The sequence below is a fragment of the Bacillus salipaludis genome (assembly GCF_004358205.1).
Genome location: NZ_SMYO01000007.1, coordinates 233,327 through 250,359 on the forward strand (window position 1 = coordinate 233,327; position 17,033 = coordinate 250,359).

18 protein-coding genes are annotated in these 17,033 nt (G+C 39.3%); 12 read left to right on the top strand and 6 right to left on the bottom strand.

Annotation, left to right across the window (positions count from 1 at the left end):
- Positions 1-10: 10 nt before the first annotated feature.
- Together E2K98_RS16645 and E2K98_RS16650 are read left to right on the top strand one after the other, a co-directional pair.
- Positions 11-667: a ribonuclease H family protein gene (locus tag E2K98_RS16645; RefSeq protein ID WP_133336021.1), complete on the top strand. Its 657-nt coding sequence runs from the start codon at positions 11-13 to the stop codon at positions 665-667.
- A 20-nt stretch (positions 668-687) separates the two neighbouring features.
- Positions 688-873 (top strand): zinc-finger domain-containing protein, encoded by a 186-nt coding sequence (locus tag E2K98_RS16650; protein ID WP_133336023.1) that lies wholly within the window; start codon positions 688-690, stop codon positions 871-873.
- Positions 874-922: 49 nt separating this feature from the next.
- Here the strand turns inward: E2K98_RS16650 and cspD are convergent, their stop codons facing one another.
- Positions 923-1,123, bottom strand: coding sequence for a cold-shock protein CspD (gene cspD, locus E2K98_RS16655; RefSeq protein WP_026563856.1), 201 nt, complete (start codon positions 1,121-1,123; stop codon positions 923-925).
- A 276-nt stretch (positions 1,124-1,399) separates the two neighbouring features.
- Between cspD and E2K98_RS16660 the strand changes: the two genes are divergently transcribed.
- From E2K98_RS16660 to mntR, 3 genes are all read left to right on the top strand, one after another.
- Entirely contained in the window at positions 1,400-1,687 is a 288-nt protein-coding gene (locus E2K98_RS16660) for a hypothetical protein (RefSeq protein WP_133336025.1), read from the top strand.
- A 136-nt stretch (positions 1,688-1,823) separates the two neighbouring features.
- A complete protein-coding gene (locus E2K98_RS16665) occupies positions 1,824-3,989 on the top strand; it encodes a DNA topoisomerase III (protein WP_133336027.1) in 2,166 nt (721 codons plus the stop codon).
- An 81-nt stretch (positions 3,990-4,070) separates the two neighbouring features.
- Complete coding sequence (mntR, locus tag E2K98_RS16670; RefSeq protein ID WP_133336029.1) at positions 4,071-4,499, top strand: transcriptional regulator MntR; 429 nt, start codon at positions 4,071-4,073, stop codon at positions 4,497-4,499.
- Between the two features lie 46 nt (positions 4,500-4,545).
- Here the strand turns inward: mntR and E2K98_RS16675 are convergent, their stop codons facing one another.
- A complete protein-coding gene (locus E2K98_RS16675) occupies positions 4,546-4,758 on the bottom strand; it encodes a DUF3892 domain-containing protein (RefSeq protein ID WP_133336031.1) in 213 nt (70 codons plus the stop codon).
- A 118-nt stretch (positions 4,759-4,876) separates the two neighbouring features.
- Here E2K98_RS16675 and E2K98_RS16680 point away from each other — a divergent pair, with 118 nt between their 5' ends.
- The gene (locus E2K98_RS16680; RefSeq protein ID WP_133336209.1) at positions 4,877-5,548 is read left to right on the top strand and encodes a class I SAM-dependent methyltransferase; all 672 of its coding nucleotides are present in this window, start codon (positions 4,877-4,879) and stop codon (positions 5,546-5,548) included.
- 37 nt (positions 5,549-5,585) lie between these two features.
- Here the strand turns inward: E2K98_RS16680 and metA are convergent, their stop codons facing one another.
- Positions 5,586-6,494: a homoserine O-acetyltransferase MetA gene (metA, locus tag E2K98_RS16685; protein ID WP_133336033.1), complete on the bottom strand. Its 909-nt coding sequence runs from the start codon at positions 6,492-6,494 to the stop codon at positions 5,586-5,588.
- 155 nt (positions 6,495-6,649) lie between these two features.
- Here metA and E2K98_RS16690 point away from each other — a divergent pair, with 155 nt between their 5' ends.
- From E2K98_RS16690 to E2K98_RS16710, 5 genes are all read left to right on the top strand, one after another.
- The gene (locus E2K98_RS16690; protein WP_133336035.1) at positions 6,650-7,171 is read left to right on the top strand and encodes a hypothetical protein; all 522 of its coding nucleotides are present in this window, start codon (positions 6,650-6,652) and stop codon (positions 7,169-7,171) included.
- A gap of 14 nt (positions 7,172-7,185) precedes the next feature.
- Complete coding sequence (locus E2K98_RS16695) at positions 7,186-7,662, top strand: glutathione peroxidase (protein WP_133336037.1); 477 nt, start codon at positions 7,186-7,188, stop codon at positions 7,660-7,662.
- 105 nt (positions 7,663-7,767) lie between these two features.
- Entirely contained in the window at positions 7,768-8,616 is an 849-nt protein-coding gene (locus tag E2K98_RS16700; RefSeq protein WP_133336039.1) for a DegV family protein, read from the top strand.
- Between the two features lie 152 nt (positions 8,617-8,768).
- On the top strand, positions 8,769-9,386 hold the full coding sequence (locus E2K98_RS16705; RefSeq protein ID WP_208025378.1) for an HD domain-containing protein: 618 nt from the start codon (positions 8,769-8,771) through the stop codon (positions 9,384-9,386).
- Entirely contained in the window at positions 9,383-11,272 is a 1,890-nt protein-coding gene (locus E2K98_RS16710; RefSeq protein ID WP_133336041.1) for an ABC-F family ATP-binding cassette domain-containing protein, read from the top strand. Before E2K98_RS16705 ends, E2K98_RS16710 begins: the two co-directional genes overlap by 4 nt.
- 159 nt (positions 11,273-11,431) lie before the next feature.
- On the opposite strand, the gene E2K98_RS16715 is transcribed toward E2K98_RS16710, so the two are convergent.
- The 3 genes from E2K98_RS16715 to E2K98_RS16720 form a co-directional block, all read right to left on the bottom strand.
- The gene (locus E2K98_RS16715) at positions 11,432-13,036 is read right to left on the bottom strand and encodes a sodium:solute symporter family protein (RefSeq protein ID WP_133336043.1); all 1,605 of its coding nucleotides are present in this window, start codon (positions 13,034-13,036) and stop codon (positions 11,432-11,434) included.
- Between the two features lie 2 nt (positions 13,037-13,038).
- Positions 13,039-13,179 (bottom strand): hypothetical protein, encoded by a 141-nt coding sequence (locus E2K98_RS31015; RefSeq protein ID WP_165976300.1) that lies wholly within the window; start codon positions 13,177-13,179, stop codon positions 13,039-13,041.
- A gap of 86 nt (positions 13,180-13,265) precedes the next feature.
- Entirely contained in the window at positions 13,266-14,726 is a 1,461-nt protein-coding gene (locus E2K98_RS16720) for a sigma-54 interaction domain-containing protein (RefSeq protein WP_133336045.1), read from the bottom strand.
- 283 nt (positions 14,727-15,009) lie between these two features.
- Here E2K98_RS16720 and E2K98_RS16725 point away from each other — a divergent pair, with 283 nt between their 5' ends.
- Positions 15,010-17,007: an oxidoreductase gene (locus tag E2K98_RS16725; RefSeq protein WP_133336048.1), complete on the top strand. Its 1,998-nt coding sequence runs from the start codon at positions 15,010-15,012 to the stop codon at positions 17,005-17,007.
- The last annotated feature ends 26 nt before the right edge of the window (positions 17,008-17,033 follow it).

Sequence of the window (17,033 nt, forward strand, 5' to 3'; positions counted from 1 at the left end):
GCTGGAAAAAATGAAATATCGAATTGAGTGGAAATATCAACCTAAGGGAAATGAAAAGGTACATTTTACCTCTGACTGGCTTTCCTCCGAATTAGCCATTCAAACTGGCGAAGAACTTGATAAGTCTGGAAAAGTATCAGAATTAACATATTATGATGAGATGGGGACATCATGGACTTTAAAGGAAATAAAAAAACTGACCGTTGAAATCGAAGAAGACCCCCATGAAGTGACGGTTTATTTTGATGGGGGATTTCACAAAGAAACAAATCGCGCCGGTCTTGGAGCCGTTATTTTCTTTCGGCAGGGCAAAAAGAAATATCGAATCCGGGCTAATGAACATATAGATCAAATGGATACCAATAACGAGGCAGAGTACGCTGCATTCTATTATACCCTAAATATTTTAGAGGACTTGGGCGTGCATCATTTACCTTGCGAATTTAAAGGGGACTCTCAGGTTGTTTTAAAGCAGCTAGAAGGAGAATGGCCATGCTATGAAGAAAATTTAAATCGCTGGCTGGACCGAATTGAGGAAAAAATCAAAGCTTTGGGAATCCAGCCGAGGTACACAGCTATTTCCCGTAATGAAAATAAGGAAGCAGATAAATTAGCTACACAGGCGTTGGACGGAAAAGAGATCTTCGCTAAAACACAAATTCTTTAAGGATGGGGGAGTAGAGTCAAGTGAAGGGTTCAGCACGAAAAGAAGTATTAACGCATGTAGAAACTCTGATGGCTCAATACTGTGAAGGGTGTTTTTTGCATCGCCAATTAATTAAAGACGGCGGGCGCAGGAGAGCGCATCAATTTTGTATTTCACAATGTACCATCGGGGAACAAATTAAGGAGTTTGGGAAAAAGCTTTCCTAAATGGCAAAATAAAAAGGCTGGCAAATGGCCAGCCTTAGATTATTTGAGATTATAGTTTTACCACGTTAGCAGCTTGTGGTCCACGGTTTCCTTCAACGATTTCAAAAGAAACTTCTTGACCTTCTTCTAAAGATTTGAAGCCTTCACCAGTGATAGCGCTGAAGTGTACGAATACGTCGTCTCCGCCTTCAACTTCGATAAAACCAAAACCTTTTTCATTGTTGAACCATTTTACTTTACCGTTTTGCATGTACTTCTTCCTCCTAAGCCTATCAAGACACATTCTTTAGTGCCTAAGTTAAATAATTATCATGCAGCTAATAGGGCAAAATTTTGCCAAGCAATTATATAACATGATGCTTTAAATATACAATAACAGAATTGGACAGTCAAGGAATGAAAGCGGTTTTTTATCCAAATTACAAGGGACTGAAGCTGGGAGGGACAACATCAGCGCGTTTAAACATAAAATTCAAGATTCAACATATGTATAATTATAAAAAAGTCTATGAAACAGGGTGAGGGGATGTTCCGATTTTCCATTGATGGAGAGGATTGGATATTAAGATTCTCTCCGCATTTACAAATCGAAACAGATGAAAAACAGGAAATTATGATGTCTTTGCTCCATATCGGGAACCATTTATCCAATTTTTCGCATGGTGAAGCATTTATTATGTTCTCCAAGAAAATTGGAGCGATTGTTTTTGAAGTTGAGAGAGTTCCGTCATTCATTCTGACGGTCTCCAATATTGTCGATGAAGACCATTGGTATATTCAGGATACCACTATTCAATTGAAGAGAAAATTGTAACTTTGGTAAATCCTTTCCAGAAACTAAGGTAACTGGAAGGGATTTTATTTTTTGAGTGATTTTTTACTCTTTACGTTGCGGGGGCAAAGTGGGAAAATGAATGTCGGATAGTTTGTAAAAAAAGGGAGCAATCTGCATGAAATTAATTATTGCCGAAAAACCGGACCAGGGCTCAACGCTTGCTTCAATTTTTAAGCATAAAAAACAAAATGGCTTTATTGAAATATTTCCTAATGAAATTTTTAAAAATGGTGCCTACGTGACTTGGGCTATCGGTCATATATGCCAATTAGTTTCACCCGAAAAGTATCAACCGGGCTGGAAAAAATGGTCGCTGGAATCCCTGCCAATGATTCCTGAACACTTTGAATATGAAGTGACAAGAGATAAAGCAAAGCAATTTGCAGTCATTAAAAAGTTAATCTCTGATCAGGCAGTTAATGAAATTATCCATGCCGGGGATGCTGGAAGGGAAGGGGAATTAATCATCCGGAATATACTTCGGTTAACTAGATGTAAAAAACCGATGAAAAGACTGTGGATCTCTTCCTTGACTGCAAACGCAATAAGAGAGGGTTTTACCAAGCTTTTAGATGAAAATGATACCAGAAGCCTGTATTTTGAAGCCTATACCAGGGCATGCGCCGATTGGGTAGTAGGGATGAACGCATCCCGACTTTATAGTCTTCTCCTGCAGAAACAAGGCTTTTCAGATGTATTTTCGGTTGGAAGAGTCCAGACACCAACCTTAGCCCTAATAGTGAAAAGAGAACTGGAAATTGAGAATTTTAAACCCGAACCGTTTTGGGAAGTAATCGCTCATTTTTTAATTAACGGAAAACGTTATAGCGGTAAATGGCAGAATGATGGAGAAACACGAGTAAAAACAAAGGACTTAGCCGAAAAAGTAGCTGCATTTTGTAAGGGAAAACCAGCTGAAGTTGCTGAGGTGGTTTCTGAAAGAAAAGAATTTTACCCACCGCTTCTTTATAATTTATCAGCCCTGCAAGCGGAGGCAAATAAACGTTATAAATTCTCACCGAAAAAAACACTGGATGTCCTTCAAAAGCTTTATCAAAAAGGAAATCTTTCCTATCCACGTTCCGATTCGCGCTATGTTACGAAAGAAGAGGCAAATATCTTCCCGGAAATATTGGGGAAATTAAGTCATATAAAAACATATCAATCATTCTTCCCTCTGCCTAATCCTTCTCTAATTGATAACAAACGGTATGTGAATGAAAAAAAGGTAACCGATCACTATGCCATCATACCGACTGAACAAATTCCCAATATTGAGAGACTGGATGCGGATGAACGAAAAATTTACGATCTGGTAGTAACAAGCTTAATTGCTGCTCATTATAACAAAGCAATTGCTGAATATACAACGGTAACGACATTAGTGGACGGGCGTGCTTCTTTTCAATCAAAAGGGAAAGTGCAAATCGAAGAGGGGTGGAAAAAGGTTTTACAGCCTCCAAAGGAACATGAGGATGAACCGTCACTTCCATTTTTAGAAAAAGGCGAGCAGGGCAAAACGGAAAAGATAAATGTAAAAGAAAGTCAAACACAGCCTCCAAAGCGCTATACTGAGGGCCAATTAATTACATTAATGAAGACGGCAGGTAAGCATATTGAGGATAAAGAGCTCGAAAAAGTTTTGACAAGAACGGAAGGACTTGGAACAGAGGCAACAAGAGCAGGAATTATCACTATGTTAAAGGACCGTCTTTATATTCAAGTGACCAAAAACTTGGTTTACGCAACGGCGAAGGCAAAAATCTTAATTGAGGCGATTGGACAGCAAATTCTGGCCTCACCGGAAATGACGGCAAAATGGGAGCAGAAATTAAAAGAAATCTCTGAAGGATCCGCATCACCCAAGCATTTTATGGAGCAAACCAATAAAATGGTTGTACATCTTATCAATACAAGTGTTGACCAATCAACAAATTGGAGCTTTTCGGATGAGATGAGGGACAATTTTTCACCGGGAAAGAAAAAAACAAAAACGGTGACTAAACTAGGATCATGTAAAAAATGTGATGGGTCTGTGATCGATAAAGGGAGCTTTTATGGCTGCAGTAATTTTCGTAAAAATCAATGTGATTTTACTATTTCAAAAAAAATTCTTGGGAAAAATATCACACAAAAAAATATTAAATTACTGCTTTCTGAGGGAAAAACGGACCTGATTGAAGGGTTTACAAAAAATGAAAAAACCTTTAATGCTCGGCTTTATTTAGATGACCAGGATAAAAAAGTGAAATTTTTATTTGATAAAGTTCCGCAAAGATAATCCCATAAAGTGACAAAGAACCTTGTCACTCAAATCTATCTATAGTACACTTTTAATGATGATTTATTTGGAGGGAACGGGATGCCAACACCAAGTATGGAAGATTATATTGAACAAATTTATAAACTGATTGAAGAAAAAACATATGCTCGAGTCTCTGATATTGCGGAAGCGTTATCAGTACATCCCTCCTCAGTAACAAAAATGGTTCAAAAGCTAGATAAAGATGGATATTTGGTTTATGAAAAGTATAGAGGTCTGACTTTAACTATAAAAGGACGGAAAATAGGAAAACGGTTAGTTTTTCGTCATGCACTTCTTGAGCAGATGTTAAAAATTATCGGTGTTAAGGACGAAAATATTTATAATGATGTGGAAGGAATTGAACATCATTTAAGCTGGGATTCGATTGACCGGATTGGCGATCTTGTTCAGTTTTTTGAGGAAGACATTTCAAGAATCGATGCATTAAGAGACATTCAAAAGCAGAATGAAAACGAATTGGAATAGCCGTAATTGCAAAAGGGAAGCACCTGGTTCGAAAGCCAGGTGCTTTTTAAAATAAATTTGGATACTGGTCAAAGGATTGTTGTAGCCCAGAGGTTAAGGTTAAATTGCCTTCAGAATCCTCTTCTGTTTGTATTCCAGCTATTAAGCCATTTTCAGCCTCCATTAACGCTTTCCGGTAAGAAATGACCCTCCCTTCCGAAGTAACGAAGCTAATAATTTCGCCAAAATGATTCCGGTGAAGCCCGACAATCGTCTCCATTCTTATTCCTCCTTTTTCCATTATTCTTTCTAAATGGTAGGGATAATAATCAAGAAGGGAATTTTTAATTTGAAACGAATTATAAATATAAATTCATTTTTGGAGGTTTAATGTGGAAATGCAATGGGTTGATGAAGCTGAAAAACAATGGGATAATCGGGCAGATAGCTGGCATTCCAGCAGCAGAGGGATGTGGGAAACGGGAAGCAGGAAGGACATCATCCCTTTTTTGAAAAAATATCTGCCTGATGAGTCTGCGATTTGTGACTTAGGCTGCGGGGATGGCTATGCTTCCGTTAAGCTTGCTAGAATGGGTCATCACGTAACAGGAATCGATTTATCAGAGCAAATGCTTGAAAAGGCATCAGTGCTGGCAGTGGGAAGTTCCGTTCAATTTATCAAGGCAGATATTTCAGAGGTTCCTCTGGAGCCAAATTCTCTCGATGCCGTTATGGCCATTAATTCTTTAGAATGGACAGAAAGTCCCTTAAAGGTTCTCTTCGAAATAAAACGGATCGTAAAAAAAGACGGCTTGGCTTGTATAGCCATTTTAGGACCGACCGCTATGCCGCGAATCAATAGCTTTCGAAGACTTTATGGAGAAAAGGTCATTTGTAATACGATGATGCCATGGGAATTCGAAAAGCTTGCAGAGGAAAATGGCTTTAAAAAAATAGCCGAAATGGGAGTGTACAAGCGTGAGGCAGAAAAACTGCCTGTTGAAAATCTACCACTCGAATTGCGGCAGTCCTTGTCCTTTATGTGGGTATTTATGTTCAAGATAAAATAAAACGAAAGCATCGGTTCACTCCGAACCGATGCTTTGTTTAATCCCATAAAAATGGTGTTTCTTGATAGACGTAATAATTCAGCCAGTTTGAAAAGAATAAATGTCCATGTGAGCGCCAGCGGTTTACCGGTGGGTTGCTTGGGTCATTATTTGGAAAATAATTTTCTGGGATATGGATATCCAGCCCTTTGTTAACATCTCTCGTATATTCTTCTGCCAATGATTCAGATTCATATTCTAAGTGACCTGTGATCATTACATGCTTTCTGTCGCGGGAGGATATTAATAATGGCCCCGCTTTTTCTGATGCGGCCAACAGCTTTAATTCAGGATGTTCTTTTATCTCTTCGATGGATACATCTGTATACCGAGAATGCGGTGCGTAGAAAACATCATCAAATCCGCGCAATAAGATATCATTCGCATCAAAAACCTGGTGTGAATAGATACCAGAACATTTACGCGGCAGCTCAAATTTACCAATATTAAAGTGGTAGTAAAGCGCAGCTTGGGCTCCCCAGCAAATATGTAACGTCGACGTCACATTGGTTTTTGACCAGTCCATTATCTCTGTTAACTCCTGCCAATACTTTACTTGTTCGAACTCTAAAAGTTCGACTGGAGCACCGGTAATAATCATCCCATCAAACTTCTGCGGCTTAACTTCGGGAAAAGTGGTATAGAATTGTTCAAGATGCTGTCTACTTGTATGGGTAGATTCATAGGAACGTGTTTTTAAAAATTTCACATTCACCTGAAGCGGTGAATTTCCTAATAATCTTAATAGCTGTGTTTCTGCCCTTTCCTTTATGGGCATTAAATTTAAAATTAAAATATTTAACGGACGAATGTCCTGGCTGATCGCACGTTCATCATCCATGATAAAAATATTTTCTTGTTCGAGTACTTCCCGTGCGGGTAAAAGCCTTGGAATATTAATAGGCAAGTGACCATCTCCTTCTTCTGTTAAACAAAATCATGTCTTAATTAAATATAAATTTTTAATATTTGGTCAATAACATTATAAACATTATCTCTCTTACAGAAAAGAAAATAATTTTAGATACAATAACAGTAATAAATTAAAAGAGGGTGAAATCTATGTTTGATCCAACTGCTTTCGATAACATGAAAGTTGTCATTGAGGGTGCTATATATGACTTAGACCTGGGCGGCGAAATCGTGATTACCGATCGCAACGATATCATTAATATGGCAAAAATGTCACGGAATTTTGATGTTTCTTTTAAAATGGCTGAATCTTCTGGGAAGAGTCCTTCGGTTAAAATTGAACTAGAATCTAGTATGGTAAATTTAGCAGCAGAACTAATTCCAGTAGTCGGGTCAGAAAAAATGGCGGGCTGTTCCCTGAAACTTGAATTCTGTTACGAGAGTCCCAATGTAGATCATAATGAAATTGAGAAACTATTTTCAGATATATGGGGACCTTCGAGAAAAATTACGCAATGGGTACAAATGAATCCAATTCACAAGGAAATAGAAGGGCTGCATACCGTTACGGTTGAATTTGATCGGATGGTACGGGAAGAACAATTAGATGATTTAGTTGAGATGATTGAATATATCATTTCATCGTTAAAGAGGCTTGAAATGCTAATTTAAAAGGGGGAAATAAAATGGCAATTTATGAATTTAATGCTAAAACTATTGATGGTGCTGACGTTTCACTTGAACAATTTAAAGGGAAAGTATTATTGGTTGTCAATACGGCAAGTAGGTGTGGATTTACCCCGCAATTTAATGAGCTTCAGCAAATCTATGAAAAGTATAAGGACAAGGGATTTGCCGTATTAGGTTTTCCCTGCAATCAATTTATGAACCAGGAACCTGCCAATGAAGAGGAAATCAAATCATTTTGTGAATTAAATTATGGTGTTACTTTTCCGATGTTTGCAAAAGTGGATGTAAATGGCAGTCAGGCACATCCGTTATTCAATTATTTAGCTTCACAAGCTCCCGGGGTCATGGGGTCTAAAGCAATAAAATGGAACTTTACCAAATTTTTAGTGGATCAAACTGGGAATGTCCATAAACGTTATGCTCCTAGTACAAAACCGATTGAGATTGTTAAAGATATTGAGGGTCTGTTATAGGTTATTTTGAAAATTTTAAATATTTACAATACTAATATGAGAGGTTACCATTAAAGTAATGATATTCCTAAAGCTATAGAGTATTGGGATAAGGAGTGATCATTTTTGTTCAAAACGGCTTGGGTAACCGACAGCACAGCATTTTTAGATGATGAACTAAAAAAACATCCGGATTTATATACGGTTCCGCTTTCGATTGTTCTTGATGGCGAGGAATATTTAGATGGCATAGATTTAACGGCGGGACAGCTTTTTGAAAAATTAAAAACATTAAAGACACCGCCAAAAACTTCGCAGCCCTCTGTGGGAGCCTTTAAAACGATGTATGAGCGATTAGAGAAAGAGTATGATCAGGTCATTACGGTACTCATCTCCGGAAAATTAAGCGGCACAGTTTCTTCAAGCGTTCAAGCGAGTAATCTAGTGGCAATTCCTGTCACGACGATTGATTCAAAAATTCTAACCTATCCACTAGCTGCCTTGATTAAAAAGGGGATGGGATGGCTCTCGGAAGGAAAAACCTTAGACTATGTCGTGAACAGGCTGGAAACGATTAGGGAAACAAATGAAGCCTATGTCTTGGTCGGCAGCCTAGAGCAGCTCCACCGCGGCGGCAGGATGACAGGACTGCAATTTTTCCTTGGCAGTATGTTGAATGTGAAACCTATTATTTCAATTGAGGACGGTGCTTTAACCGTTAGGGAAAAGGTCCGAAGCGAGAAAAAAGCAAAAGACAGGATTGTCGACTATTTGCGGCACTCCTATGAAAAATATCAGATGAAGGAAGTTTATATTTTGTATGGATTGCATGAGGATCAGGCAGAAGAATGGAAGAAGGAGTTAAGCAGACAATTCCCGGAACTTACGATTCTCCTCTGCCCACTGGGAGCAGTAATCGGCGTTCACGCGGGCGAGAACACCCTAGGAATTAGCTGGTTTAACGGAATGGAATAGTTGGTTGAATCCGCAGACTCCCTGCGGATTTTATTTTTTGAATTAGGAAGGTTTCATCCAAAGTTTTTCAACAATCCTTCTTTTTCATGATAGAATAGCAAGGATGAGGGTAGGTGTTTTATTTGAAAAAACAAATCATTGAACAAGCAGAAATGTTTGTCCAAAGTGAATTAGGTGAAGATGCGACAGGTCATGATTGGTTCCATGTCGACCGTGTCCGCCGTAATGCATTATATATAAACGAACAAGAAAAATCAGGAGATCCGTTCATTATTGAAATGGCAGCGCTCCTTCATGATATACCGGATGAAAAACTAAATGAAACCACAGAAACAGGCGAAGCAAAGCTGGATGAATTTTTAAAAACAATTGAATTATCAAAAGACGAAATACAGCAAATTAAAAAAATCATCGCTTCCATTTCTTTCAAGGGTGGAAGAAAGGTAAAGCTTGATTCAATCGAGGCAAAAATTGTCCAAGATGCGGACCGACTAGATGCAATCGGCGCCATCGGGATTGCCCGTGTCTTTGCCTATGGGGGAAAAAAGGGTCAGCAGATTTATGACCCATCCTACCAGATAAGAGAAGAAATGACGATAGAGGAATACCGAAAAGGGAAATCAACCAGCATTCATCATTTCTATGAAAAACTACTAAAATTAAAAGACTTGTTAAATACAGAAACGGCAAAAAAAATGGCTGAAGGCCGTCATCAAATGATGGAGATATTTTTAGAACAATTTTATCAAGAATGGAATGGTCAATCATGAAAATGCTCACAGTGGAAAACGTCACGAAGACCTATGGGGAGAAACAACTTTTTAACGATATCTCTTTTACAATCGGTGAAAAAGAGCGTGTCGGCCTAATCGGGGTAAATGGAACGGGAAAATCGTCCTTATTAAAAATCGTCGCAGGCTTGGATCAGCCGGACGAGGGGAAGAGTATTGCCGGTAAGGATTATACTATTGCCTTTTTGGCTCAGCAGCCCGATTTTGATGCAGACCGGACGGTACTTGAGCAGGTCTATCATGGAGAAGCTCCGATCTTAAAATTAATGCGTGATTATGAAAAAACGCTTCAAAGGCTCAACTCCTCTCCTAATGACTCCAAAATTCAGGACGAGCTATTTCACTTACAAAAACAAATGGATGCTCTGAATGCTTGGGATGCGAGTACGAATGCGAAATCCATTTTAACGAAATTAGGGATTGAGGATTTTGGAAAGAAGATAGGTGAGCTTTCCGGGGGACAGAAAAAACGTGTAGCAATGGCGCAGGTTTTAATCGCTGAGCCTGATTTACTTATTTTAGACGAACCGACCAACCATCTTGATTTTGATACTGTCAAATGGCTCGAGGATTATTTGAGCAGATATAGCGGTTCAATTTTACTCGTCACCCATGATCGTTATTTTTTAGACCGTGTTGCAAATCGAATGTTTGAATTAGATGGCGGAAATCTCTACAGCTATAAAGGAAATTATGCGGCCTTTTTGGAATCCAAAGCTATCCGAGAAGAAAATGAGGCAGCAACATTTGAAAAAAGAAAAAATCTTTTCAGACGGGAACTTGAATGGATCAGAAGAGGTGCAAAGGCGAGAACAACAAAGCAAAAGGCGCGGATTCAGCGCTTTGAGGAGCTGGACGATAAGCTTGCAGGCGGGAAACCCTCTGGGGAGAAGCTTGATATTTCTTTAAATGGGAGCCGGCTGGGGAAGCAGGTATTTGAATTAAAGGATGCTTCTAAACGATACGGGGCGAAAACAATCCTTAACCATTTTGACCTATTGGTGAAGCCTGGAGACAGATTCGGGATTATTGGACGAAACGGAACAGGAAAGTCAACTTTGCTCAATATACTTGCTAAGCGAATTCCACTTGATGAAGGGGAATTCCTGATGGGGCAAACGGTAAAAATCGCTTACTACACACAGGAAAGCGAAGACATGGATGAAAACATGCGGATGATTGAATACATTAAGGAAACGGCGCAAATTGTCGAGACTTCCGATGGAAAAACAATTTCGGCAGCGCAAATGCTTGAGCGTTTTCTATTTCCGCCGTTTAGTCACGGGACACCCATTCGAAAGCTTTCCGGGGGCGAGAAACGCCGTCTATATCTATTAAAAATATTAATGACAGCACCTAATGTTCTACTTTTGGACGAGCCGACAAATGATCTTGATACACAAACATTAACCGTTCTTGAAGATTATTTAGAGGAGTTTCCTGGGGTCGTTATCACTGTATCACATGACCGTTATTTCTTAGATAAGGTCGTCGACCAGCTGCTAGTTTTACAAGGGGATGGTGCAATTGATTCATTTTTTGGCAATTACACAGAATATCTTGAAAAAGAATCGATAGTTGAAGTGCAAAAAACGACTGGCGCCACCGCCCAATCAGCAAAATCTCCGGAAAAGGAAAAAAAGAAAAAAATGACTTACATGGAGAAAAAAGAGTGGGAAGAGATTGATGACGTGATTGCTAAAACAGAGGAGAAACTGGAAGAGACTTCAGCGGAACTTGCAAAGGTTGGCAGTGATTTTACAAAAGCACAGGATTTGATGAAACAAGAAGCAGAATTAAATGAGAAGCTTGAGCAGTTAATTGAACGTTGGACCTACCTCGCGGAGCTAGCAGAAGGACAATAATAGCTTTTGTACAATAAAAAAGTTGACGCAGATTCAATATCTGGGTCAACTTTTTTTGATTCGCAGATAAAATGGGTAGAACCGCTGATAAGGCCTGAAAAACCGCTGATAAAAAAAGTTTGAGTGTAACTTTACACCGAAAACCTGGACTTATTTTGCCTACATCGCCAATGTCAACGGATAGTAGTAGAAAATAAACGTAATGATGATGATAATAACGCCGCTGATCATTAAATAGGCAGGATATCTTTTTGTGATAGCCATTTCTTCTTTATCGTCTGCTTCAATCGGCCGTGTTAATATATTTGCTTGGAATTCTCGTTCTGCCGCAGAAATATCACCAACTTTAGAGCCCAACCAAAGAGCGATTAAACTTAAAATGACTCCAATAATCACTGGATCTAAATAAACAGGCAGTTTTACACCGTATTTTTTCAGGGATTCGCCGAGAATTACTCCTAAAAATCCAAATATGATACTCCACAGTGCACCTGTTTTGGTTACCTTTTTTGAGAATACACTTGCAAACGCAACAGGGCCCCAGGAAGCGGCAAATAACGTCGCCGCAAAATAGCCAATCCACATGATGGATGGCGGCTGCCAAAGCCCGATAAGAAGAATGACAATACTAGCAAGAATCATTGAAAATCTGCTAGTAACCAGCAGGCGTTTATCTGAGTATTTTTTGTTTCGGGACTGTTCCATGATATCTCGTGTAATGCTTGAGCCAATAAGTTGCAGGAAGCTGGCACAGGACGATAACGCTGCAGCCATGATTCCACTCACGATAATAATTCCCAGCCATTTAGGGACGATATTCATTGCTGCCCAAATGAACACTTTTTCCGTTGGTTTAATATCCGGATTAATCGTAGTGATCGTAGAAATGCTGATGTGAAGGAACAAGTAGATCGTAATGATAGAAATGGTTGCCCATACACCAGAGCGAATCGCGACATGTTCATTTTTAGCCATTAAATAACGGCTGCTTTGCCAAGGACTAATGGAAATAACCGCCGACCACACCAAACCTAAGATAAGTGCCCAAACAAAAGCTTCCCATGGCGCGCCCATATAGTTATTTGGACCGGTAATTCCATGCCAGCTTAATAAATCAGGACGTGCCGGGTTTGACGCTGCTTTCACAATCGCGTCCGGAAAACCTCCAGCAGAATGAATGATAAACGGGAAAGCTAAGTAGGTAGCAATCGAGAAGATGAAAAACATGATGGTATCATTAACCATAACCCCTTTTGCACCGGAAAGAACTGTAAAAGAAGCATACACAACCCACATAATCAGTAAAGCAAATGCGTAAGAGATTCCGGAAATTTCCGAGAGCAATACTGCAGCACCTTGTGTAACAGCGACCAAATAGGCGGCAATACCAAGAATCGTTGTGATGGCCGCGGCCATTCGCACTTTATTTGATTGGAAGCGGTTACCGAAATATTCAGGCACAGTCAAGGATTTACTCCGTCGTAAATACCGTCCGAAAAAGAACACACCCACTACATAGCCGGTTGCATTGAAAATAACCAGGATGAGTAAAAGGATCGGGTAGCCTTCATAGGAAAATCCAGCTTCGCCCATAAAGGAGACGGTACTTAAAAACGAAGCAACCAACGTACCAGTGACCATCAGCGTCGAGCCTTTTCTGCCGGAAACATAATATTCCTCAGAATTTTTAACTCGTCTGGAAAGAAAAACACCGATAAGGATGTAAACAAGGAAGGAGACAATTATACCGATTGTATAGATCATCTTTACATCCCCGCCTTTTCATCTTTTGATATATTTGTTGTGGTTATTACATCTTTTTCCATTCTGCTGACGAAAAATTTGGTAATAAGACCTAAAATAATTAGTGAACCTCCATAGCCAAAACAAAAAAGTAATTCTCCCACTCTCATCACTCCCTGTCATTTGATTGTTCACTGAAATATAATGCAATTTTTGTGCCAATATCTAAAAATTCAGTTAATTATAACAATCAAGTCGTTTCATTTGAGGTCATGTGATACTTATGTAGTTTTCTCATTATGGTGGTTTGATTTACTCCTAATGCCTTGGCCATTTTCCTTGTCGATTTATATTTCTTTAGTGCATAGGAAAGAACTTGTTTCTCTGTTTCTTCTACAGCCCTTTTCAATGGAAGCTGCTGCAATGAGAGACTGTTTTCATGAGGAATACGATGATCGATTGCAAACGGTAAATCTTCAATACTTATTAACGGTTTACTTGCAGTGACAACAATTTGTTCAATAAAATTCTCTAATTCTCTCACATTTCCACGCCATTCTTGGAGCTGCAGAAAGAGTTTGGCATTCTCATCTAGTTCAATTTGCTGTGAATATTTTTGATTAAATTGATTTAAAAAATAATCTGTTAAAACTAAAATATCCTGCTTCCGTTTTCTTAACGGAGGGATTCTTAATGGAACAACGTGAAGGCGGTAGTATAAATCCTGACGGAATTTTTTTTCCTCAATCAATTGTAATAGATCTTTATTGGTGGCAGAAATGATACGGATATCAACGTGCTTTTCAGTGGTTCCTCCCACTTTTTTAAAAGTTTTGTCCTGAACTAAATGGAGGATTTTCACTTGAAGATCAAGTGGCATTTCCCCAATTTCATCTAAAAACAATGTCCCGCCATCTGCCATCTCAACCAAGCCGGCCTTTCCCCGTTTGTTCGCCCCGGTAAATGCCCCAGCCTCATAGCCAAATAATTCTGATTCTAGTAAGCTTTCAGGTATTGCCCCACAATTCACTTGAACAAATGAATGCACATTTCTTGGGCTATTTTCATGAATGATCCGTGCTAATACTCCCTTTCCTACACCTGATTCACCATGTATGAAAATCGAGGAGTCTAAAGGAGCCACTTTTTCAGCTAATTTTAGTGTGTTGACCATGTTTTTAGATTGCGTAATAAACTTTTGGCGGCCAATCACTTTTTCGATTATGGCTTCATCAAGATTTTCCTGCTGTAAAGCATGAATCTCAGCCAACCTTCTTTTCATCTCAACTAATTCCGAAATATCACGGGAATTTGTGACAATCCGATACAATTTCCCTTCATCATCAAAAACAGGTTTAGCTGTCGCCAGAACGGTTTTTCCATTAGGGTAATTTTGTTCATACGATTGTACTGTCTGGGTTTGCATCGTTTTAATCGTGACCGAGTCGGTAATGATGCCTTTCTCCACTAATTCAAAGATATTTTTGTGGATAAAGGCTTCAGGCGGGAGTCCAGTAAAATATTTACAAGAATCACTTACAAATAAAACATTTCCTTCTGAATCTGTTACAAAAATTTCATCATAGGAGGAATTCAATATTTGTGTTAGTTCCTTTATTTTTCGTAATGCAATTTCTAGCTGTTCCTGAAGAGATACATTTAATTTCTCGATTCCAATAATTTTTTGTTGAAAGTTCCATTCAGTGATCATCTATCCAGCCCTCCTTTTAAAAGTGAACACATTTTGCAGCAACTTTAACCATGATTCCCGTATAAATTTGGTTTTAATAGATTATTAGGGGGAGTAAAGTTGCGGTGAACCTTTTTTGCACCGATTGATGCAAAAAACATTCACTTATTTCTTTTATTATACAATTAGTTCTAGTGAAAATTATGAATTTTTAAAAAATATATTGAAATGATGGCAACCTTACCGATTGGCACGTTTTTTGCTAGGTTACTTGTTAAATACAAACCAATAGGAGTGAGTAGCCGTGACGAATTATAAGCATTTATTTAGTCCAATCGAAATTGGTCACACAGAATTAAAAAATAGAATTCTTAGTACAGCACATCAGACAAATCATGTTGCCAACGGGATACCCACGCCGGAGATGACTGCCTATCATTCGGCCCGGGCAAAAGGTGGAGTGGGGCTGATTGTTTTAGAAGCAGCGGCTGTACACGAATCAGGAATGTTGACGACCCATACAATTGCAGGGTTTGATCAAAGGATTGTACCGGCCTATTTAGAGCTCGCAAATGAAGTCCATCAATTTGGAACGAAGCTATTCAGTCAATTATTTCACGGGGGAAGAGAGGTTGTTTCAAGTGATTATCGCACGGCAGCATTGGCTCCTTCTGCCGTGCCAAGTCTCCGGTTCGGAACGATGCCAAGACCGATGAGTATTGAGGAAATTAAAGATGTAATCAAAGGCTTTGCTCGATCAGCAAAACTTGCGAAGGAAGGTGGTCTGGACGGGGTAGAAATCTGCTGCTCTCACGGATACCTGCCAGCACAGTTTTGGTCCGGCCAAACCAATCATCGTACCGATGAATATGGCGGTTCGTTTGAAAAACGAATGAGGTTTATTGTGGAAGTGATGCAGCGGGTTTGGCAGGAAGTCGGCGAAGATTTCACGGTTGGGATCCGAATGAGTGCCGATGAAATGACAATGGATGGTTTGGATGTTAAGGATTCCGTAAAAATTGTTGAGTATTTAGTGGATCAAGTTCGTGTAGACTTCATCAATGTTACATCGGGTGATTCTAGTACTTTTGCAGGGTCAACACATATTGTGCCGCCATCTCCAATCAAACATGGCTATAATTCTCCGCAAGCTTTTAAAATCCGCATGGCGGGCGCAGTTCCCGTGTTTGTTGGTTCCCGGATTGTCGACCCAGTCGAGGCGGAGCAGATTGTTGCCACTGGGAAAGCAGATGTCGTTGGGATGACCCGTTCCTTAATTGTTGACCCTGAAATGCCGAATAAAGTAAAAGAGGGAAATCATCAATTAATTGATGCCTGTATTGGTTGTCTCCAAGCATGTATTGGCCATTATCATAAAGGATTAGCCATTGGCTGTGTCCAAAATCCAACAGCAGGGAAGGAACTGGAGGTGCAAGCACTTCAGAAGACACAACGTGAGAAAAAGAAAGTGCTTATTATCGGCGCAGGCCCTGCAGGGTTAAAAGCTGCCTTAACGTTAGATGAGCTTGGCCATGAAGTCATTTTAGCAGATAAATCAGATGAGGTCGGTGGGCTTTTGCATACCCTAAGGCGTGCTCCAATGCGACAAGAGCTTGCTGAAACGATGCTTGACAATTTTATAAAAAAAGTGTCCATCAGCAATGTAAGTGTAAAACTTGGCTGGAACATTGAACCCGAAGATATTAAGGAACTTGGCCCGGATGCGATTATTTGTGCAGTTGGCTCCCGCCCATATATTCCGCTAATCCCTGGGATAAAAGATCCAAGAGTTCGTACAGTTGATCAATTATTTAACCAACAAAGCAAAAATATTGGAAAAAATGTCTTGGTGTTCGATTTCGGCGGGGATTGGCCGGGAATGGAGTCAGCCATTGATTTGGCAGAAAAAGGGCACGAAGTAACATTAATTTCTTCAAGGCTATATATAGGTGAGGAAGTTCATCAATATTTAAGAAATGAATATTTAAAGAAACTCTATCAGTTAAATATTAAAATGATTCCTCACTATGATTTAGGCGAAATTAAAGAGGATGAAGTGGTAATTCGAAATTTATTTTCTTATGAGAAAGAAACCATTAAAAATGTGGACTCCATCATTCTTTCACTTGGGCGCGTTCCAAACGTGGAATTGTATGAGAAAATTAAAGATTCTGCTTCTGAAGTATGGCAAATCGGTGATTGCCTAGCCCCAAGAACACTTGAAGAAGCAACATTTGAGGGGCTAATGACCTCATTACAAATCGGACTTCAGGGCACAAAAAGTTTGCAAGTCAAACAATAACATAAATAACAGGAGAGTTTATCACC